Annotated in this window: 16 protein-coding genes; 1 reads left to right on the forward strand and 15 read right to left on the reverse strand. The window is 33.9% G+C overall.

Annotated features, from left to right (window positions below; all coding sequences use genetic code 11):
- Positions 1-25: 25 nt before the first annotated feature.
- Positions 26-1,651 carry a BCCT family transporter gene (locus ACW5YJ_RS12085; protein WP_457338204.1) on the reverse strand — a complete coding sequence of 542 codons (1,626 nt, stop codon included), beginning with the start codon at positions 1,649-1,651 and terminating at the stop codon, positions 26-28.
- Between the two features lie 883 nt (positions 1,652-2,534).
- Here ACW5YJ_RS12085 and ACW5YJ_RS12090 point away from each other — a divergent pair.
- On the forward strand, positions 2,535-2,705 hold the full coding sequence (locus tag ACW5YJ_RS12090; RefSeq protein ID WP_457338205.1) for a hypothetical protein: 171 nt from the start codon (positions 2,535-2,537) through the stop codon (positions 2,703-2,705).
- A 26-nt stretch (positions 2,706-2,731) separates the two neighbouring features.
- Here the strand turns inward: ACW5YJ_RS12090 and ACW5YJ_RS12095 are convergent, their stop codons facing one another.
- The 14 genes from ACW5YJ_RS12095 to ACW5YJ_RS12160 form a co-directional block, all read right to left on the reverse strand.
- Complete coding sequence (locus ACW5YJ_RS12095; protein ID WP_457338206.1) at positions 2,732-3,256, reverse strand: hypothetical protein; 525 nt, start codon at positions 3,254-3,256, stop codon at positions 2,732-2,734.
- Between the two features lie 1,118 nt (positions 3,257-4,374).
- Positions 4,375-4,668: a hypothetical protein gene (locus ACW5YJ_RS12100; protein ID WP_457338207.1), complete on the reverse strand. Its 294-nt coding sequence runs from the start codon at positions 4,666-4,668 to the stop codon at positions 4,375-4,377.
- 1,699 nt (positions 4,669-6,367) lie between these two features.
- Complete coding sequence (locus ACW5YJ_RS12105) at positions 6,368-6,565, reverse strand: hypothetical protein (RefSeq protein ID WP_457338208.1); 198 nt, start codon at positions 6,563-6,565, stop codon at positions 6,368-6,370.
- Between the two features lie 175 nt (positions 6,566-6,740).
- Positions 6,741-8,108, reverse strand: coding sequence for an SH3 domain-containing protein (locus ACW5YJ_RS12110; protein WP_457338209.1), 1,368 nt, complete (start codon positions 8,106-8,108; stop codon positions 6,741-6,743).
- 63 nt (positions 8,109-8,171) lie between these two features.
- Positions 8,172-8,483: a holin gene (locus tag ACW5YJ_RS12115; RefSeq protein ID WP_457338210.1), complete on the reverse strand. Its 312-nt coding sequence runs from the start codon at positions 8,481-8,483 to the stop codon at positions 8,172-8,174.
- 52 nt (positions 8,484-8,535) lie between these two features.
- Positions 8,536-8,844, reverse strand: coding sequence for a DUF7365 family protein (locus tag ACW5YJ_RS12120; protein ID WP_141712608.1), 309 nt, complete (start codon positions 8,842-8,844; stop codon positions 8,536-8,538).
- Between the two features lie 38 nt (positions 8,845-8,882).
- The gene (locus tag ACW5YJ_RS12125) at positions 8,883-9,035 is read right to left on the reverse strand and encodes an XkdX family protein (RefSeq protein ID WP_457338211.1); all 153 of its coding nucleotides are present in this window, start codon (positions 9,033-9,035) and stop codon (positions 8,883-8,885) included.
- Between the two features lies 1 nt (position 9,036).
- Positions 9,037-9,438 (reverse strand): hypothetical protein, encoded by a 402-nt coding sequence (locus ACW5YJ_RS12130; protein ID WP_457338212.1) that lies wholly within the window; start codon positions 9,436-9,438, stop codon positions 9,037-9,039.
- 11 nt (positions 9,439-9,449) lie between these two features.
- Positions 9,450-10,952: a hypothetical protein gene (locus tag ACW5YJ_RS12135; protein WP_457338213.1), complete on the reverse strand. Its 1,503-nt coding sequence runs from the start codon at positions 10,950-10,952 to the stop codon at positions 9,450-9,452.
- 11 nt (positions 10,953-10,963) lie between these two features.
- Positions 10,964-13,636 (reverse strand): peptidase G2 autoproteolytic cleavage domain-containing protein, encoded by a 2,673-nt coding sequence (locus ACW5YJ_RS12140; RefSeq protein WP_432720452.1) that lies wholly within the window; start codon positions 13,634-13,636, stop codon positions 10,964-10,966.
- A gap of 13 nt (positions 13,637-13,649) precedes the next feature.
- Positions 13,650-14,237 carry a hypothetical protein gene (locus ACW5YJ_RS12145; protein ID WP_457338214.1) on the reverse strand — a complete coding sequence of 196 codons (588 nt, stop codon included), beginning with the start codon at positions 14,235-14,237 and terminating at the stop codon, positions 13,650-13,652.
- Complete coding sequence (locus tag ACW5YJ_RS12150; RefSeq protein WP_457338215.1) at positions 14,230-15,816, reverse strand: prophage endopeptidase tail family protein; 1,587 nt, start codon at positions 15,814-15,816, stop codon at positions 14,230-14,232. Before ACW5YJ_RS12150 ends, ACW5YJ_RS12145 begins: the two co-directional genes overlap by 8 nt.
- Before the next feature lie 9 nt (positions 15,817-15,825).
- Entirely contained in the window at positions 15,826-16,662 is an 837-nt protein-coding gene (locus ACW5YJ_RS12155; RefSeq protein ID WP_457338216.1) for a phage tail domain-containing protein, read from the reverse strand.
- A 13-nt stretch (positions 16,663-16,675) separates the two neighbouring features.
- Positions 16,676-23,383: a phage tail tape measure protein gene (locus tag ACW5YJ_RS12160; RefSeq protein ID WP_457338217.1), complete on the reverse strand. Its 6,708-nt coding sequence runs from the start codon at positions 23,381-23,383 to the stop codon at positions 16,676-16,678.
- Positions 23,384-23,399: the final 16 nt, after the last annotated feature.

Raw genomic sequence — 23,399 nt, forward strand, 5'->3', positions numbered from 1 at the left:
AACACATTAAAATAGTAAAGGTCAATTACTTTTCCATATTCCTATTTATTTTCCTCTCATCAATAATTTCATCTTCAAATTGCTCTCTTTGTGATGCCATGTATTCTTTCATTCTATGTTTATTCGCTGTTAATGTTAGTCCTAAAAATTTACGTTCTTTATTCGCATCTTTATAAAAGCTAACCATCATACATAAAATGATTACAGAAAATGGTAAGGCGGTCATAATAGCCATATTTTGTAATGCACTTAAGCCATCATTCCCACCTGAAAAAAGTAATACAAAAGCAATTAATGCTTGAGCAATGCCCCAAATAAATTTAATGGCCACTGATGGGTTCAATGACCCAAATGTAGTTTGCATACCTAAAACAAATGTTGCTGAATCAGCTGATGTGATAAAAAATGTGACAATTAACACTAGTGTAATAATGGATAAAATAAACCCTAATGGAATTTGATCAAAAACTCCAAACAACATTGTTTCAGAAGGCATATCAAATATTTTTGGATGACTTTTAGCTGTTTCAATTCCTAGCACTCCAAAAGCAGAAAACCATACAAGACTCACTAATACCGGAGCTAATAAAACACCTAAAACAAATTCTCTTATTGAACGACCTTTAGATACACGTGCTATAAATATACCTACAAAAGGACTCCAACTAATCCACCACGCTAACTGAAAGAATGTCCATTGTGACATCCATTGATGTTTCTGGTCATTTAAAGGAGCGGTATCAAACATATTATATAAAAAGGTACCTAAATATTCTCCTGTTGAAGTAGTTAACATGTTTAAAATTAATACAGTAGGACCAATAATCATTACAATTATAAGTATTATCCCTGCTAATCCGATATTTATATTACTAATATATTGCATTCCTTTATCTAGACCTGACCATGCGCTAGCAAGGAACAAAAATGTAACTATGATAATTACAATACCTTGTGTAGTAATATTATTAGGGATATCAAATAAATAACTGAGCCCTCCAGATATTTGTAAAGCTCCTAAACCTAATGAAACTGCTACACCACCTATAGTTGCAAATACAGCGATTACATCAACCAATGTACCTATTCCACCCTCTACTTTATCACCCAAAATAGGTCTTAAAGTTCTTGAAATGAGCCCGGGTTCTCCCTTTCTAAATTGGAAATAAGCTAAAGCAAGCGCAACTATACCGTAAACTCCCCATGCATGGAATCCCCATTGCATAAAAGCACCTCTCAATGCTTCGGTATAGGCGTGTGTAGTTTTAGGGTCACCTGTAGCTGGGCTAGCAAAATGACTTATTGGTTCTGCCGCGCCATAGAAAACAAGTCCGATACCCATTCCTGCACTAAATAACATCGCAAACCATGAGATAGTATTGAATGCTGGCTTATCACTTGGTTTTCCTAATTTTAATTTTCCAATCGGGCTAAAAATTAAGAATATACAGAAGAATATCATTACTGCAGTTATAATCATATAATACCAACCAAAATGTTCAGTTATCCAATGTGTAACACTTGATCCAATACTATTAAATTGCTTCGGGAATATTGCGCCAAGTATTACAACAAGTGCAGTTATAATCATACTAAAAGTAAAAACTGAAGATAATTTTTTATTATTGGTATTCAAATGTTTTTGTTTCAAATTTATAACTCTCCTTTAAACTTACTGGTTTAAAACGACAAATTCTATAATACAGTAAATTCAGTTTAAAAAAAACAGCTAAAGTTATAAAAGGTATATGTTAATAATAAGTTATAGAAGATTAAGAATTTTTATAATATTCGTTCAAATACTATAATCGTGCCTTTTCAGTAATTTTAATTGTCATTAAAAAAGCAAAATAAATTCTAAGAAATATATTGTAGCACAAAAAAAGCCGACTTAACGACTGCCTTTAACTTATGGAGTATAATAACTAACCTAGCAAAAGAGTTATAGATATGAGATGGCTTTATGCTTATTTAATAATTAAAAAAGCCCACTAATAAAAGTGAGCGTCATAGTGATAACTAAATAGGTGGAGTGAACTCCATGGAGTTCACATTTAATTTACCAAAAAAAGTATTTCTTTTCAATATAAAATAGCCACTCCTAAGAGTGGCGTATAAAAATAAGAAATTGTAAAACAGGAAAGCACTCTCTATAGAAGAGTATCTACATATTATCAGAATATTGTGTTCAATGATATGTTTATTATTCACAAATATACATTCTCTTATTATTCAATATATACAAAAAACCCCGTAGGGTGGCAACTAAATAAACGAGGGCGGTGACTTTGTCACCAAGGAAAATTTCAATAGAAACTAGTCATCGCTAGTCGAAAGAAAGTAATCTTTATGAATTCTTCTATTGTGATATATTTAATTAATATCACAATTATATTTTATCCTGTAATAATTGATACAATCATAAAAAATAGCCACCCAGTAGGAAGCTGGATGGCTTCAACTATTAGCAAAATAATCATACAACCAATATGAATACTATTAAGGAGACTCTATTAAATAAATACCCACTTAAAATGTTAATAAACAAAAAAAAGACAGTCGAATTAACGACTGCCTTCTTAAAGGAAGCTTCTATATTTCAAGAAACAATTCAATTATATCATATAAATAGAAAACAAACTAATTTAAAGAGATTAGCTTATCTTGAAAAAGGGAGTTTGTTAGACATGGCTATTGTTCAATAGTTTAACGCCCATATATAATAAAAATATTAAATAAATTGTAGTTCATATATTTCTTTATTTTCATAAGTATTAAAATTATCAATATGGCCTTTTAATAATACTTCTTGTTTTTTTCTACTCACATTATGATAATACGTTAGCCTAATATTCATATCTGATTCGTAACCATTATTTTGAATAGTGTCATCTAGTTCATCGAATACAGTTTTATTAATAGGCAACATATAACTTTCTTTACTAGGTAGCATATTAATGTATTTCTTTTGAATAATATTGTCTTTACCCAACATAACTTCAACAGTTATGTTTTTAGCAGCTCCTCCACCCAGATTATATAACTTTAAATAATCTTCGTGTTCCTCATTTTTAGAAGTAGTATTTCTTAAATTCAATTTTTGATTTCCATCTTTTTCTAAAAGGATTTGATTAAATCCTAAAGCCGGGATAAAACTAATTTTCATTTGATAAAGTTGGACTGATACAGAAACAAAATAAAACAATGCCATAATAAAAGTACCTAATGATCCAATTGCTGAAATAATATTTATCATATTAAATCCCCTTTTCTTATTTTTTAGGAGACAGAAGTAGGAATTCAATCGTACTATTTTATGTGTAAAATTGCAAAAATCCACCCCGAAGGATGGAAATGGAATAAAATTTCAGATTATAGGTCACCAAAAGAGGCAACCTACGAAAATATTGTAACACCAAAAAAGACAGACACAAAAGTGACTGCCTTGAGCTGAAGTAATTGCTAATATAATTACATACTTAATAAAAATTTATATATACAATGAAAGGATAAGTGCATATTATCAGAATATTCTATAATTTACAAGTGATAAATAAAAAGAAGCAGACACGGGACAACGTACCCACTTCTTTTATAAGGTATACATGCGTTAGTTAGCAATAGTATTGCTAAAATTACTTATATCATAAAAAAGACACCTCGTAAAGAGGTGCCCGTCACAAATAAAAGATAAGTTAAAACGAATGTTCCAACCATGTATTCATTTTACCACTTTAAATATGATTTTTAAATTATTTGATTACTCACTTTATTTCCTATCACGCCAAATCAATATTATACAAAAAACGCCACCGAAGTGACGCTAAAAAATGTGAAAAAATTGTTTCATAGAAAACCATAAACAAAAGGATATTTTTACATTATATGAATATTCTATAATTTGCAAATGATAAAGAAAAAGACGGACACATAAGTGCCTACCCTAAGCTGAAGTAAATTATTAATATAATTACGTGTTTATTATAATACAATATTGCATTAAATATGTAAATAAAAACCACTCCGAAGAGTGGCTATGAAAAATATATTTAATAACGTAAGACAAGGATTGTGCTTACAAATATATACTAACATAAAAAAGTAGCCACATAAAGTAGCTACTAAAAACATATCATTGAGAAGCGACAATATATCTAAAAACAATTATAATTTTACACTACCACATAATTCTATTTAATAAACAAGAAAGTGCCACCGAAGTGACACTCAAATATGTAATACTATTTGATTGAAAATCATATAGGAAAGGAAATTTAATTTTATCAGAATATTATTTTATTTTCAATAAAAACCTCTCCATTTGTCTTTTTCATTTCAATACAAAACCACCTAGAAGGATGAAAAGGTTTAATTTTATTTTTCTTCAATTACCATTTCATAGATATACATATATTCCCTTGAATCTAATATCTTACCGCTAACGCTTCTTAGCGTTACACTTTCAATTGGTTCTTTATAATAACGTACACCTTTATATTTTTTAATGTTAGTATCTAAATGAGAAGGATACGTTTCTTCTATTATAAATCCTTTATCTTTTATTGAATCAACAGCTGATTTTTCTTCAATATAAATTTTTTCACCTAGTTCTGTTTCGTGATCTTCATATTCTTCACCATTGTCATAAATAGGCACAAAAGCAACCATAACATCCACCTCGTTTTATTTTATACTTATACGTCAATTATATCATATAAGCGAAAACAGCCACCCAGTAGGTAGCTGGATGGCATCAACTATTAGCAGAGTAATCATACCATCAATATGAATACTATTAAGGAAATTCTATTAAATAAATACCCACTTAAAATGTTAATAAACAAAAAAAGACAGCCGAATTAACGACTGTCTACTAAGCATCTTTTAGAGTTTAAGAGTTGGTGCATGTATAAATCCACAATTGGTATTGTAGCATAAAAAACAAAAAATCCACCCAGTAACTAGTATGGGTGGATTAATAACCTTGTTCATTTTTAAAATTATTGAGTAGCGACCTGAATAATTTTAAATAAATACCTATTGTCAGTTTGTAACTGCCTTTCAAGGATAATAGGTTATGGCGTACATCTATTTTAACATAAAAGAACACCACTCATAAAGAGTGGCTATATACATTTTGGAGCGTTTTACTTTTTCTCGATAGTGAGTTATTTAACGATTTACCAAAGTTGCCTTTTCATTTCGATAAAAAAGGAGTAAGCAACTGTAAGTGCTTACCCCAAAATAGATAGAATCTGTGAGTATAAACACAAAATGTTTATACCCACTTTTAACATATATTGATAATTAACACAAATATAAAAATGCCCACTAATATAAGTGAGCATAAAAAGTGTCGATTTACTAGGATACAAGACTCCTTGATAGAGCCTAATTTTAATTTATCAAAAGGTATAATTGATTTCAACACAAAAACCACCCTAAAGGGTGGTTTTAATTATACTATATAAATAAAAGGGTATGAGTTAAATAGTAGATATTTAACTACACAACCTACTTTACCACTATCTATATAATAATCAAATTATTTGATTGCGCAATTTATTTCCAATAAAAAATTACCCCCCCCGAAGGGTGGCAACTAAATAAACGAGTGTGGTGACGAAGTCACCAGGGAAAAGTCAATCGAAACTAGTCATCGCTAGTCGAAAGACAGTAATCTTTATGAATTCTTCTATTGTGATATACCTAATTAATACCACAAATATATTTTACCCTTTAATGATTGATACAAACATAAAAAAACAGCCAACCAGTATGTAGCTGGATGGTGTCAGTCACAAATAGTTTTCACATAGTAAAAACCCCCTAATTAAAGAGAATTAATGTGACCAATATCTCAAAAGTCCGTTTTAACGGAAAAAATATTATAACACACTTATACATAAAACAACCACCCCATGACTAGTGTGGATGGTTTAGGGGTCATTCTTAGTAAGTTGACCCAATAGATCATTATGTATTGGAGGTTAACACGCTATCCGTCACAACAGTCACGCCCACCAGCTCCGCAGATTACTGGTGACCTCCTAGATTTTGATGTCTGATTGCGGTATACCTTCATGTTTACCCCTGTTATTTATACTCACTGGGCTTGAGTTTTAAAGATATGCCGAACCCGACAGGTTAAATTTAACGTCTGTTTCTTCGAGATTTAGATACTAGAATGGAAGGATATCAACAGCCAAGATTAGTTATTGCTCACGGTATCTCTCGTGTATTTAGTCGTTTCATAGAACAACTATTTCATACATCTATTATACCCTGCGTAGGTATATATTGTAAAATAAATAAGACAGCCGAATTAACGACTGCCTCACGTAGTAAAATATTCAGTTGTATGTTTCTAATAACCTAAATATTTGTATAACAAGTAAGCAGCGAAACCAATGATAGGTCCCCCAATAATAACCACAACAATAATACACCCCGTGTCACCTAATGCCCATACTAAAAGCTTAATAATAACTACCCAAAATACAATGGTTAAAACAATTCCAATTAGGAGTAATAAAATCATACCAAAGCCAATACCTAATTCCATTTATCCTTCTCCCTCACATTATTCACCTAAAACTTTAATTATTTATGTAATTTAGCAAATAAAAAAGGCGCCGAAGCGCCAAATATAAATAATTCATAATTGTAACAATTTACTTTTATAATTATCTTATTTTAATATTATCATAACTATATTGCCCACTCAATGCTTATTTTAATTAGCTAAAATTTCCCCATGCGTCTCCAACTCTACTACCATTACCATTTGAAAAACCAATCGGCATATAAACACGTGCACCACTGTTCACTGTCCATGCAATCCAAATATAACCGTCAAAGTCATATATTTCGTCATAATTTACTGATTGACCTGCATACAACATGCCTGCGATTTCCCACCCTGTCCAAGGTCCGTTATATCTTGTGTAGATATTAGAAGTGGCTGTAAATGTTCCTTTTTCAGGTTTCCATAAAATATTATGTTGATTTCTACGCCATTTATTACCTACTTTCTTACCTTTGTCTTTAACTGGATTTTTCTTCTGTTTATCTGTCGGTATTGTTACACCATCTGTAACATTGTCTGGCACACCAACATCTAGAGTTGGGTTTTTATAATACTTTGTGATTTCTTTAATGAAGTAATCTTGCATCTCATGTTGTTTGGCTGTCGAAGGCGCACCACTAATAATAGGGTCAAAGTCAACATGCAATGCCATACTTCTGTGTGGACATGCTGTTGCTACAAATTGATTATGCAGTTTAACAGTTTTTCTATTAGGTTTTAAACCGTAATACAACATATCAATGGCTGCTTGCTTAAATATAGCTTGTTCGTTTTTGACAAAGTCTTTATTGCTAGCACTCATTGATTCACAAACTTCATAGCCTAAATAATGACCATTACCATAACGATCAGCCACATGCCATGCGATACGGAATGTATCAATAGCTCGCCACATTGTCTTTCTATCTCCATAATAATGAGCAACGCCTCCCTCATAACGAGCCATAGATGCATTACTTAAACGATTGTACTGCTCTTTAGCTGAAATACTATCAGCTGTATTATGAATAACCACACCATCAATAGAACCTACACGCTCATTCATTGTATAATTAATAGAATGATTGATTGTTTCAATTTTTGTTGATTCTGTAGTAACGCCCTTTTCTGCGTCTTTATATGGTGGACGAATGACACCTACAAAATCATCATATACATGGTCTTGAATAAATGCTGCAGGGCTTCCATTGTTTGAAGCGTTATACCAATTTTGGTCAATACTATCAAATAAGTATTGATTCGCATTAGTAATCATCCCTGTATGTCCGTAACTTCCATCATCTAATACAAAAACATCTCCTTTTTGAGGTATAAATTCTTTCGTATTTTTAATAATCTGGAATCCTTCGGGATATTTATAATCAATAAAATCCACTGCATTACCAGTTGGATGAACATCAAAATGGTCTTTTAAGAATTCTATGATAAATGTTGCACATTGAGCACCATTGGATTGCCCAGCTGTTAACTCATTCCCTATATTTTTAACTGCCCAATTTACTGCATCTTGTTTTTTCATATAAATTAACACTCCTTATAATTAAAATAGAAAAGTCGACACAATGTGCCGACGTAATCAATATTATTTTTTTGGTGCTTTTGCTTGTGAGCCACCACCAAGTTTTTCAATGTTCACACCTTCTCTATTTTTAAATGTCTCCCAAATACCAGTTGCCATTAAGCCGCTAATTAGACCTGCTAATAAACGACCACCGAATGATAAATCTGTTACAAGTTCTGGAATGAATTCTGATACTCCACCGATTATTGCGCCAATAACCATTGCTACTACAGGCAAATAGTTTTTAGGTATAACCTTTGTTTTCTTAATTACTGTTACAATGCCACCTGTGATAATTGCAATCACACCCGCAAATGCGATAATTTGTTCCATTTATAATTCCTCCTAATTAATATAAAAAGGCCGTCACTGCACTGTGACGACCTTACTTTTTAGTTAATTGATTATTTTGATGTGTATAAAATCGGTCTTCGAATTTATCAAAGCGACTATTCAAACTATCAATCTTTGAACTAACTTCTAAGATAACCTTGGTATCTTCACGTTGTTGTTTTTGTTCTTCTTTAATATCTCTTAATGAAGCATTATGATCTTCTACTTCTGACTCAATTCGAGTAATTCTATTTTCATTGTCTCGTTTATCTTTACCGACTTTTGTAAACAATCCCACTACAGTTACTATTAGCGGTAAAACAGTAAAGATAATCCAATAAGTTAGTTCGCTCGCATTCAACATTGAACCTCCCACTTTCCATAATAAAAAGCCACAAGCTATTCATCTTGTGACTCTGGATATTCTTCGTTCGTTATTTCTTTGTATTGTGTTTTTGTGATACATTCTAATTCAACATAACGTTTAATTTGTTCGTTAGTGTAACAATTAATATCATAAAAATGTTTTATTGCTTCAAAACCTGGAAACATATTAATTACTCCCTTTCATTTCTGCGATTTCTAATAAGATTTTCGCTTGTTGTTCTTCTAAATCTTCAATTCGTTTGTCTTTTTCAATTATTTTCAACATAGTATCTGCCAAACTATCTTGGGATTTTCTAAGTTGACTTGAACTTTCAGCGACTTGCATTTGCGTTTGTGCTAATAAGTAATCATTCGTTGATGGATCGCGAGGGTCTGATTCCGGTAAATTAGCCAACCATTCTTCTCTAGTCGCACCTACCCATTCGTTACCGTTAAAGTAAAATGGACTATATATACCTTCTGGGGGAGGCGTTTCTGTCCAAGCTTCCTCTGGGTACTGATATTCTCCATCCTCATCTTTATAAGCTAAATAAGGTGTGCCATCATATAAAAACACTTGTTTGAACATTGTTTAACCTCCTATTCTATCCAACTAATCGTTCCGTATATATATTTATCGTCGCTAGCTTCCCATTCAGACTCATTAGCCACATAAAGCTTAACTGAACCATCATTCTCTACAATGACACTTGTACCGTTATGAGCTAAAGGTGCCCTTATAAAACCAACCTGTGGACTCTTCGCAAAGTTAGAAGGTAATTGAGCAATAACTTGTTTATGAACAACATTATCAGCATTAAACCTTATATATTTAGTCGTAACATCACCATTAGTAACGGTTCTATAAGAACAGCCATAACCATTTCTAGTATCTCCATAAGCTGTATTTGTACGACCACCGTTAATAATCTTGAAAGGAACCCAACCTGTATCAAAATGAGTTTGAGATACTTTTTGCCATTCAGACCATTCATTGTAGTAATGTCTAACTACGATTTTATTTTGAGAATAGGGTTGATATACATGTTTAATGGGCGCATCGCCCGTTCTTGCATATACAATTAAAAATCCAGCAGAACTCACACCACTTGGTAAATGGGGTGTATTAGTTGTATAGAAAAATCCTGTTTCAATCATTTTATTAAGGTTCTCTATATCAGATTCTAAATCTACTATTTTTATTGTCCCATCATCACTAGTTATTTTGTGTTTTTGCCAGGTTAATTCACTTATATTTTGGCCTAAATCCTCAGTGGTTATAAGATTATTATCTTCAACTGTTTGGTTAAACTCAGACATTTTGTCATCTACATACGCTGTAGCTTCACTAGAAGTAGTTTCTATCGTTTCAATTGCTTTATTAGCTTTTGTATCTACATTAGTTTTTGTATCTTCAGCTAATTTTTCAATCGTATCTACGGCATCTGTTTGTGTTGAATCTATAGTTGCTTTTGCTTCTTTAATATAGGACAGTATATCTTGCTTTCCGTCACTAACAATTTGGTTAAGTGTTTCGATACCTTTTTGTAATACAGATTTCATTTCTGCTACATAATCTTCTCCGTTAGCAATCGCTTTTTCAATATCTAAAACCCGTTTCTTAATTCTTGTTTTAAGTTGGTCAAACATACGAATATATTCCATTTTAGTAAACGCAGAAATTTTATTGATAAGCGCATCTTTCACTTCAAAATTAAACTCTCTAAATACGGCAACTTCATTATATTTTGGTTTATTATCAACATTGTTCACACCAATATAAACTTGACCCTTTACTTTAGTAGATGTACTTGCTTGTAAAAAATCTTTATCTAAAGTAATCGTCACAATACCTTTATTTGAATCTTCTACTTCTAATTCAATAACATCTGACACACTACCATTACTAGATTCAAAGTAAGCATATGCTGTTAAATTGTTTTTATGAATTAATAATGGGCCTTTTGTGTTGCTTAATTGAAATCTTAATATCGCTGTATTTTCATCTAAATTATAAAAACCAACCCCTAAATCAGAGATTGGTTTTAAATAAGGTTCAGATTTTAATTTAAATAATGCTTTTTTATCTATGCTATTCGTCACATTATCACTCCTTATTTTACTAATACGACAGCTACGCCATAGCCTTTTTCACTGTCATAAGGTGTTGTTACTTCTAATACTCTATAGAAACCATTATTGTTATCTTTGGTGCCAATACCTTTGTCAGGCATAATATAGTCGTTTGCTGATACCGTACTATCTATTCTTGTATGAACTTGTCCTACTAAACCAACTACATTCCATTCAGGTCGCTTAGAACGGTCAATATATTCCTCATCTCTAGTATCATCAAAATCAGGATTTGGAATAGGCACCTCAACTTCTTCTGAGTACCAATTACCTTCATCATCTTGCCACTCTTTTGTTTGAGTTTCTACAAGAGTTTTACCAAATTCATCTTTTAAATGCTTATCTTTATGATGAAACATTTGATCACCCAAAATAACACCAGCAGTCGCTGATATAACACCGATTGGCGTGTCATTTGAGTTTGCTTTTCTAATATATCTGCCATCTAATGTAACGATATAACCATTAGGGATTTCTTGCCCTGATTGAGACTCGAAATACTCTGCATAGTCACCAAAGTTTTGACCAGCTTGGATTTTACCTTTAGCTCTTATATCTCCTTTAGTTGACTTCATTTCAATAGTATTATTCGCTCTTGAAGGACCTCCTAGTCCATATCCCATAGCAAATATATAATTTTCATCAACGAATGCACCACGACTATTTGCAATCATTTGGGCATATCCACCAGGCGATGTTTTTGACTCTAATGAGTTTATAATACCCGAACGAGAACCCCACACTTCTGATTTCATACCTGCCCCTAGTAACCAAGAACGGTCAGAATGAGCGAACGATTCTCCTGTAGAAGCTAATACGACCGAACGTTTTGAAATAGCTCCTGAACCTGTTGAACCTGCTACTAATCCTCCACGTAATGCTGTAGGTACTTCTTTATAATTTTTCTTCATGATAACCGCACCATTTGTATAGCCTTCTTGCTGAACACCTATAATTGTTGTAGTTGAGTTATACATTTCAATAGCGTTACCCGTGCCATTACCAATTAAATTTGCACCAATAATTTTAGTGTCATAAACACCTGCACCACCAGCAATGCCAATATTATTTGAAGAATGGTGAATATTAATATTACTGAACGTTACTTTTTTAGGTCTATTATCTCCACCATAAATTTTTATATCAGCTGATGCATTTTTAAATCCTCTTATATTGATGTTATGAAGTTGCACATTTTCAGCCATAAATTGAACTGCTACAACCGGTGTCCCTGATGTATATGTGCCATCTCCAATAGCTGTGAAGTTTGACACTGACACATTAGTATAAGCACTAATTGTTAATGCTCTAGGTGTCCAACCTGGATATACTTCATTTGCATAAGGATAAAGCGAAACAATATTATTGAAAATAACATCTTGTGCTGTTTTACTCTTTTCATCTGTAGCAGCTCTATGATGCCCGATATGTCTCGCAACATAAGAACGATTATCTTTATAAGAAATATGACCATCAACAACTACCATAGATGCGGCGTTAGCATCAGCATGTGCTTTAACTTCAACTCCACATTGGTTATTGTAGGTATTGTTGTTTGATAAAAATACATATTGGGAACCATCATCTACTTCAATACCATTACTATTACCATGATAGTTTTTTGTATCATGACACACATTATTTGTGATATTAATATATCTTGAGTGGTGGGTCGTAATACCATCATCGCCATGTCCTTTAGCTTCACAGTTATCAATATGAATATATTTACTTTCTAGCGCTTCATCGACTCTTACACCATCACCTTCATGGAAATAAGTATCGCTTGCACAAGTAACGTCAAAACAATGTAACAAAGCATCAACCGATTTAATGTTATAAGCATATCCATATTTAACACCAGCAAATCTTAAGTTTGAAGATAATGAACCACCACTTGGTCCTGGATGATTGTATTGAACGCCATTACTTACATACTTTTCATCAAAGCGTCCTTTGTTACCGTCTATTGAGAAACTTTCATAAGAAATATTAGTAGCTGTGCCATCCATTTCTTTGTTCGTCACTGCTACGGTTTTTCTTGGTGAGTCATCAGATAATTTGATAATCGTAATGTCTTCACCTTCACCTGATAACACAGTGTTATTCGGTAATTTCAATCCATCTTTTACTTTGTATATACCAGATGTCATATGAACGTGAACATTTCCACCACCAAAAGCTTTTTCAAAAGCTTCATCAGAATATTGTTCTCCTGTAGGGTCTGCCCCGTAATCATTGACGTTTACAATACGTTCTATTTTCTTATTAAGATAATTATAATTATCTTCAATTTTCTTATTCATATTATCAAAATCGTATTTTAATCGTTGAGATAACAATTCATGTCCTTCACCATCTATTGAAGTACGACTATCCTTTAGTTCTTCTATACCATCACCATTATGCCCAACTACCAATTTTCTAATACGACCATCTTGATATTGTAATTCATCATGAACATTCGAAAGTTTATAATCAATTTGTTTCGCATTATGTGCGTGTTTATCTTGGGTTTGATGATCTTTAATAATATCTATGACTTGCCCATAAAAATACTGCACATCTTTAAAATTCTCAACGACCATTTGTCTAAATTTTTGACCTAGATCAATCGGGAAATTGATTTTTAATTTCATTTTCTTTAATTTCATTATTTCACCCTTTCTATTCTAACCATGTAAATTCTTGATACACCCAATTCTTTTTGCCTTGGTCATCTGGATGAACAAATGCCATCACTTTGCCATCTTTCAAACATTCAATTGTGATAGGATGACGGTAACCGTTTTGTCTTGCAATAAATGATTGATTATCCGTTATAAATCCAGTTGGCAGTTGTGCAATTTGCATAGATGCCTCTGTGATTTCAGACATATTCAGTCTGATAGAACGAACTACAAAGTGCTTACCGATAAGGTCGTTACCCGCTCTTACTTCACGAATGGCACATTTAAACCCTGAACTAACAGCTTTATTTTTCATGTCTGGTGGTACTTGATACTCAATCCAACCGGTATCGCCTATCATGTCTGACAAAATTCTATCCTGTCTTTCAACAAATTTTTTGTTCTCTTCTATAACTTTTTGTTGGTCTTCGATTATTTCTTCCAACTCATAAATTTTATTGTTTATGTCTATAAAAGGATTTTCTGAATCTGTGTCCTCAATACCTAATAGCGCTTCTACATGTACTTTAGGAAAATAAATTTCACCGTTTTTATCCGTTAAGTATCTATGATTAACTTTAGTCATCTAATAATGTCACTCCTACAATATCTGAGTAATTTTCTGCCATAGAAATAGGCGACTCACTAAGTGAATCGCCTTTACTCTGTTTATTAAATTTTCTAATAGCCTTTGTTGTTTGTTGCTGCATTTTTAAAATATCCTTAGGTGAATTACTAAAATCAACTTCTACTGGTTCATTAAGTAATGGATGTGACACAGTAATTTTCACGACTTTTAAATCTAAATTAAAACCTAAAGGTTGATGAATAAAACGTATCTTATTATTTTCTTTAATATCATCATTTGTAATGTATTGTTTGTCTTCTACACTACCGAGATAGTTTGTAGAAACTTCAACCGTTGGTTGATCGTTAAGTTCTTCTTTAAGCCTTTCACGTAATTCATCTTTATTTGTGATATTATCATCGAATATTGTGGGTGCTTCGGCAATGTCGCCACCATCATAATTAGGTGATGTGTAATCGACATACGTATGATAAGCGTCTTTACCTTTAAGTTTAGCTGTTAAATTTAATACAGTGGATTTCTCAGTACCGACATACATACATGGCTCAGATTTTTTGTAATCAATACCCTTTTTCGCACCTCTAAATACAGCTTTAAAAGTATGATTACCTTTAGATAAACCTTGTTGTATCACAATTTTTTCACTTTTTGCGTTTTTACTATAACACTCGTAGGTATCAACCTTTTCACCATCTAAATAAACATCAAGCATACCGCCTTTAGACATTTTCTTTAATGTCCATTCAAGCGTTTCGTTACCATGTTCACATTCAAATGTTTTCGTATAACTTGCGCCTACTTTTTCTGTACGCCAAGTGCCTTCTTTAATAAAGGTACCTGAGTAATTCAAGTCTTTAGGTTTAATAGGGTTATAATTTTGTGTTTCTTTTTTAGTCTTTTTCTTACCGTAGCCTTGAATATAATTAAATATATCCGTGGTTGTCGTTGTAACCGTAGCTTCACTTGAATTATATAAGTAAATCAAAGGAATATCGGACATTTCATAGAAGGTTGCTTCATCATAAATATAATATTTCTTATTATCAGCGAAATAAATATAATTAAATAATTCTGCACCTTCTGATACATGTTCAACACCATTTTTACCGCCTAAATCATCGACAGGTACACGTTTTTTAAATTGACCTCTAATTTCATATTCAAAACCCAATTTATTGTCTTTAAAACCGAAATCAAGATACTGTTCTAAAGTCATGGTCGGTGTACTATCGTCTTCATCTTCATCACTACTTTCACTTTCGACATCCATATCTTTTTGAATATAATGCTTTTGAAACTCCATAAAGATATGTTTAGCTACAACTTCATTCGTAAGTTTAAGGCCATCGTATTTTATAGATGTTGATTTAATGACGTATAATTGCCCTTGCCACTCTATAAAAGCTTCATTAACTAAATAATCAAATATATCTGCGTTATTAGATGTTTTATATAAAGTGAAACTAATCGAACGCTCATTATTCTTTTCATATTCATATTTAAAAGAACCGAAATCAAAATCCGTGATTATCTCCGCAAATGTGACTTTTTTATTTTTTAAAACTAATGCATCCAAGTTATTCACCTACTTAAATATAAACGGGAATATCCATTGGGTCCTTGCCCCTCCGATATGCTCGCCTGTAATTTCAATATCGTTAAAGCCTTCTTTAAGCGTTATCCACTGTCGATTTGTGTCGATGCCTACACGTTTACCATCAAGTATTGAGTGTACACCCTTTAATATAAGTTGTTGATTTTGCTTAATGCTTTTTTTATATTCAAATGTATTACCTGTTGTATGATTAATGATTTTAAAGCCTTTAGGTGCATCGATATTAATCAATAACTTAAATTTATGTCTTAATAAAGGGTTGATTGTATCTGAAGAACCGTTGTAAATTCGAAAGCTTGTGGTATCATGTTTATATTTAATTTCATCATCTGCCAATAAATCGACACCGAATTGCCAATTACCGTTTGATAAACTGTACTCATCTGTTTCTTTGACCGTTTCGGCATAGCCATCTCGACAACTAAAGGTCATATCAAACTTAATAGCCGAGAAATCTAAATAATCAGGGTTTACATCTGGGTTATTCGCACGATATTTCAACCCCGGATTGTCTGACGTGATGATGTAATAGGGTTGTCGTCTAAAAAACAGTTGTCTTAATTTTAATTCTGCTAAATTACGGTCATTTTCATCAATACCATCAAAACCGCAACTTACTTCTAAATTAAAAGGTGCGAACGTGGCTACTGTTGGTAGCTCGCCGTCCACACCTTGAAATGTGTTACTTTCATTATTTTCATTTGGATATGAAGCTTTAGCTTCTAAGAAAATAAAATTAGATAAGATATCGTTGATATCATAAGTGCCTTCTTGGGTTATTATTTTCATCCATCTACCGTCTATCATATAAACCTCCTATTTATGATAATCCTTGACTAAAATTGTCTAAATTAGCTTTACTACCTAACAATTGACTAAAGATATTCATAACATCATTTTTACTCATGTTATTATTATTGCCACTTAACAACTTAATGATTGTTTGTTGCATACGATTATTGGTGTCATTCAATTGAACAACTTGTTGTAGTAGTTTTTCCATCGTTGAATTATCGGTGTTCACTGTCACATTTGCGGAACCATTATCCATGCCAATCGCTGTCATTGCTTTTTCCATCAAACCAACCGCACGATTACGTTTAGATTTATGAAGTGGAATAATAGCTTCCGCTCTATTACGCTCACTAATTTCAGCAAGTTTATGTGTTGTAGAGATGCCACCATTTTCATATTTTCTTGGACCTGTTGGAGACCAACCACCGTTAGGGTTGAATTGTGTCCGCCAATTTTTATTATTAAAGAAGGCAAGCAATTGATCATAACCATTTTTTATATTGCCATGACCTTTAACAGCATAATTCTTAAATGTACTAGGTACATACTGTAATAGACCTTGTGCTGGTGTACCATTAATATTATTAATGTCACCAATATTCCCTTGTGTGACGCCTGCATTTCCGCCAGACTCATTGTGAATAAGAGAAATAATGTTATTTAAATCATTACCTCTTAACTTAACATTCATTTCACTAGCTGCTTTTTTAATATCGCCTGACCATTTTTTAGCTGATTTATTTTGACTACCACTTTTAAGTGATTTCAACCAACCCATAGGATTAACGGCTGTCTCATTAGATGGGTAACCTTTCATACGTTGAATGTGTAAATGAGGTGTTGTTGAGTTACCTGTACTACCTGATAAGCCAATGACATCACCGGCACTTACTTTTTGCCCTTTTTTAGCAATGATTTTACTCATATGCATGTACCACTGATACCATTTACCACCAGGTTCATCAAGTGTAATTTGATTACCACCGCCACCTGCAACTGGTCCTGCTTGTGATATCTTACCGTCGGTTAAAGCTTTAATTTTAGTACCTGTTGGCATACCGAAGTCGACACCATAGTGTTTACCCCCATTAAACATTAAGCCACCTGTGTAATTACCAAATGTTTGGAGGATATTGTCCCATGGCAACCAACTAGCATCGCCATCGCCACCTTCAGCTTCTGTAAACCAGTCTTTCACTTTCTCTACCAATGAAGATTTCAAGTTTTTATAAGCCGCTTTAACTAAATTAACGGTAGCGTTATCGCCGCCCCCGAAGTTGATGCCTATACTATCCATAACTTTATTCACTAATTTACCCGGATGCTTAACATATTTCCAAACATCTCCGATTTTATCGCCAAGCCATGATGCCCCGTCTTTAACTTTTTCTAAGCCTTTACTTCCTAAGTCTTCAACAGTATCTTTTGCATCACTACCTGCTTTTTTCGCGCTGTGATAACCATCAGATATTTTACTACTGATATTTCTACTTACATTAGCTGCACCTTCAACAAAATCTTCGTACCAGTCTTTTTTGTTGCCTTTAGAGAAACGCGGTATTTTAGTTCCTGTACCCGTTGATAAGCGTTTAGGTATAATGCCTTGTTCTTGGAGTTTGTGTGTATGTTTAGCGTTAATAACGCCGTCGCCTTTACGTAAGCCCACAATTGTATTTTTGCCTTGTGGGGCATCAATTGAGCCATCTTTACGTTGAATGAGCTCTTGTGTACGTCCACCTGGTCCATTACCCGGCCCTTTATCATTAACCATCGCAACCGTCGGTTGTCTTAAACCACCGTTTGAATCTGTAGAGAGTGTTGAACCATCATAAGTACCTGTAGCTAAACGAGGTATTTCATCAATAAGTTTGTCTTTGCCTGTAATCGCTTTAGATATTTTGTTAACGCCACCAATCATGCCATTCAAACCGCCAATAGCTTTGTTGGCAACTTTTTTACCTAAATCACCTGCAGCTTTACCCATATCAGCGCCAACATCTTTAATCCATTGTAGTGTATCACCTAACCATTTTTTGAAACCTTTATAAACAGACTTCGCTTTTTTCCAGCCTTCATCAGCAATATTACCGAAACTTGTTTTAGCTTTGCCCCACATGTTACTTACATTAGTTTTAACAGAACTATAAGCTTGACCGAAATATTTACTCGTACCTTTCCACGTAGATTTCGATTTATCCCAAGCTGTACTCGCGGTATCGGTAAATTTACCTTTTGCTTGATTATAAACACCTGTGACCTTGGCTTTAGCTTTCTCATAAGTTTCACCAAACCATTTTTTCGTACCATCATATGCTGATTTGGATTTATCCCACACTTTACCTGCAGCGTCTGTAAATTTATCGCGCGTTTTAGTATAAACACCTGTTACTTTGTCTTTCGCTGTATTGTAAGTATCGCCAAACCATTTAGATGTATTTTTCCAAATACCACGTGTTTTAGTCGTCGCTGTTTCTTTAGCTTCTTCGAGTTTGTCACGGGTTGATGTCTTCACATTTTCCCAAGTATCAGATACGCCTTTAGTCACTTTGCCCCAAATATTACCTGCTGTATCCCAAGCTGAATTCCAACCCTTTTTGAATGATTGTTGAATATTTCGGCCTTTTTCACTAAACCAACCTTTGGTATTTTCCCAACTTTCACCGAGTTTATTAGTAATCGATGACCAGAGATTACCGCCAGTTTCAAGCGCATTATTCCATCCTGATTTAATATTCGACCAAATAAGACCGCCTTTTTGAGAGAACCACGTTTTAGTTTCCTCCCACTTTTCACCGAGCCAACCTATCAATGATGACCAAAGATTGCCTCCAGACTCAAGGGCATTATTCCAACCTATTTTGATATTTGACCAGATACTGTGACCTTTTTGTGAAAACCATGTTTTCGTATCTTCCCATTTTTCACTAAGCCAGCCAGTTAAAGACTTCCATAAATTCCCACCATTTTCTAATGCGGTGTTCCAACCATCTCGCAGTGCACCCCAGAATTCTTGACCTTGTTCAGAGAACCAACCTGTGAGTGAGTCAAAGCCACCTTTGATATCTTCGCCAGCTTCAGAAATATTTTCTTGCCAAGAAGAAACGGCACTACCAATACTTTCACCTGCAGCTTTGAATGGTGTAGCTATCCACTCACCAACATTACCTAAACTGTCATTAATAAGCTGTTTCCAATCCGTTTCCGTAAAAAAGCTTGAAATAGAACTACCTACATCACTCATATTTTCTTTGAATTTGTTGTAGTTTTTGCCCATTTCAGAAAACGCATCTGACATATCACCAGTAAATTTATTCCATTGTTTTTCTGAATTAGAATAAACTTTACCTGTAGTCATATCCATATCATCTGTTATATCTTTATTGCTCTTTTTAACTGATTTGCGTACCTCTTCCGTTTTTCCCTCAGCAGTTTCTATAGCTTCATCATAAGCATCTTTAATTTCTCCAATACGCTTATCATGTTCTTTTTGATCAATTTCACCATAAGCAAGTAAATCATCAGCTTGAATAACATCTTTATCACGTTGTTTTTTAGCTTCTTTTTTCGCTTTTTTCTCAGCTTTAACAGAATCTTTAATTGCATCACTTGCTTCTTGGGTATCAATAGCACCAGTGTTCGCATTCATTCTTGATAATATGGCTTGTTGTTCTTTTTGACCTTTTGTTAAAGTTTCAGTTGTTATGCGGTTACGTTCTTCTAGTTTAGCTTTTAAATCTTTTTCTTCTTGCGCTGTGAGTTTACCGTCGTTAAACTGTTTGAGCTCTAGTTCTTCGATTTCACGGTTAAGGTCTTGTAGTTTTTTAACCTTTTCATCAGAAGCTTCTTGATTCTTTTGAATCATATCTTGCTTTTCTTGAGCAGTAAAAGCTTCACTGTTTTTAAGCATATCTTTCAGTTCATCAGATACTTTTTTGTTACGCTTTTTAACTTGTTTTAAGGCTTCTTCTCCACCTTTTTGTACAGATGTTTCAAGTTGATTGCGCATTTTATTCGTAATCTTACCATGATTTAGTTTAATATCAGATAAAACACGCGTTGTATCTTCTGAATACTTAACATACTTATCAAGCGCTTTTTCAGTTTCTTTAGAAACACCTTTGCCTAAAACTTTAGTTGTGTCGGTTGCTTTATCTGAAGCTTTACCAACCTTATCCATGAATTTTTTAAAGCCATCGCCAGCTTGTTTTAATAAATCGTCATCGTCTAAGTCTTTATAGCCTTGTTTCACTTCATCAAAGAAGCTTTCTTTGATTTTACTTCCAGTTTTAGAAAACCAACCACCAAGGTTTTTGAGTTGCTCAATAGCACCGCCACCAAATGTTTTAATAACATCAAGTAAACCATCAACGCCCTTTTTAAACCAATCCACCTTATTATAAGCTTTAGTAAACGCGCCACCTAATAACGTAACACCTGTGATAGCCCAACCAATGGGACCACTTAAAAATTTAACGCCATTACCTAATAGTTTAGCGCCTTTACCTAATAAATTGACTTTACCACTAGCTTTACTTGCTGTTTTACCAAAACGACCAAATAAGCCTGCCGAACCTTTAGCACTTTTACCTGAGGCAGTAATTGCCCCTGCATTTGCTTTAGTTGTCCCTGCGTTAATCGCAGCTTCTGCTGTGTTTTCAGCCATACGTCTGTTAAGTTGTGCATAGCCTTCAGCTGCTGCTTGTACGGCTCTTAATAATAACCCAACACCTAACGTTACGGGACCAATCGCGGCAGCTACACCTGCAATAGCGACGCTAGCTACTTTTGCGCCTTTGGGTAAATCGTTTAAAAAATCGACAGTTGATTTCAAACCACCAACCATGCCCGATAGAGCAGGCTGAATGGTTTCAAAAACAGATAAGCCAAGTTCTTCTGCGGCTGATTTTAATTCTCTTAAACTACCACCTAAGCCTTTTTCCATTGTGTCGCCCATTTTCTTAGCTGAACCTTCACTGTTATCAATAGATTGAGATAGTTTGTCATAGTCTTCTTGAGAAGCATTAATAACAGCTAATGCCCCACTCATTGCTTCTTTACCGAATATTGTACTTGCAGTTGCAGCTTGTTGGTCTTTAGATAAACCACTAAATTTATCTCTCAACTGATCCATAACATCACGCATTGGCAACATTTCACCGTTACTATCTGTGATAGATAAACCAAGTTCATCCATCTTCGTTTTCATAGCTGCAGTTGGTTTTGAAAGATTCGTAAACATCGTACGTAATGCTGTACCAGCTTTTTCGCCTTTAATACCTGCATTACTCATTAATCCAATTGCTGTTGAAGTATCTTCGATACTATAACCTAAGGCACCAGCAACAGGAGCCGCATATTTAAAACCTTCACCCATCATTTGCACATTAGTATTCGCATTCGCACTCGCTGACGCAAGAACATCCGCAAAATGACCACTATCTTTAGCTTCTAGTCCAAATGCCGTTAAACCATCGGTAACAATATCAGAAACAGTGCCTAATTCTTCACCTGATGCAGCTGCTAAATCCATAATACCAGGCAAGCCACCCATCATATCTTGCGTTTTCCAACCAGCCATAGCCATGTAGTTCATAGCTTCTGCACTATCTGTCGCGCTAAATTTAGTTGTTGCGCCCATTTCACGTGCTTTCGCTTTCAACGCGTCTAAATCTTTACCCGTAGCGCCTGAGACAGCTTGTACTTTACGCATACCATCATCAAATTCAACGCCTAATTTACCAGCATAACCCATAGCGCCAGCAATCGGCGTTGTTACATACATAGACATATTACGTCCCACTGAGCGCATGTTTTGGGACATCTTGCCATACTTCTCTGACATTTTGTCTAAATGGTCAGCTTGTTTTGTGAATGAGCTATTAGCGACCATCTGTTGTTTATTCATTTGCTTTAGCTCTTGTTCAGCTTTATTAATACTTTTTTGTAAGCCGTTCATCGATGCTTTTTCATTATTCACAGCTTTTTCAGCTTTGGCTAAGTCTTTCGGATAGTCTTTGATTGTTTTAGAAAGTTTGTCATATTCTTTTTCAGCTGTTTTTACTGCGTCATTAGACTGTTTATAAGAAGCTTTAACCTTTTTATTCTCTTCTGTAATGCCTTTATGAGACTGTGTTAACTTCTTAACATTAGCCGTTTCTTCTTTATGACTCGCAATTAATTTTTGATGAACTTCTCGTTGTTGTTTCGTCGCATTAGACGCTTGCTTAATTTGTTCCGTAGAAGCTTTGCCTGATTCTTTCAAACGCCTTTCTGCCGAACGTAACTCATCTAATTTGGTTTTGGCTTTGGCCTTTTCAGCACTTAACAAAGATTGCTTCGTTTTAGCGTTATCTAATTCCTTATTAGATTTTTTCATTTCTTGATTAGATTTACGCATCGCATTATCTTGCTTCTTATGTGCTTCGGCAAGTTCTTTAACTTTTTGTTCTTGTTGTTTGATACTATTCGATGCTTTTTCATAAGCGCTTTTAACGTTATTTAAATCACTTTTAGTCTGATCATACATGCGTTTTTGAACTTTCATTTTATTGTTCAGTCCATCAATGCGTGTTTGATACTTCTGTACAGACTTCTCAGCTTGGCCAAAACTAGACATGTTCGCTTTCACTTCTGAACTTAACACACCCATTTGGCGTTTAAGGCCTTTCATACCTTGTTCCACGCCCGTGTTATCCATGGTGTTCTTTATTGCGTAACCTTGAATATTATCCAAATATGTATACCTCCCT

The organism is Staphylococcus sp. mip270_02 (genome assembly GCF_054031535.1).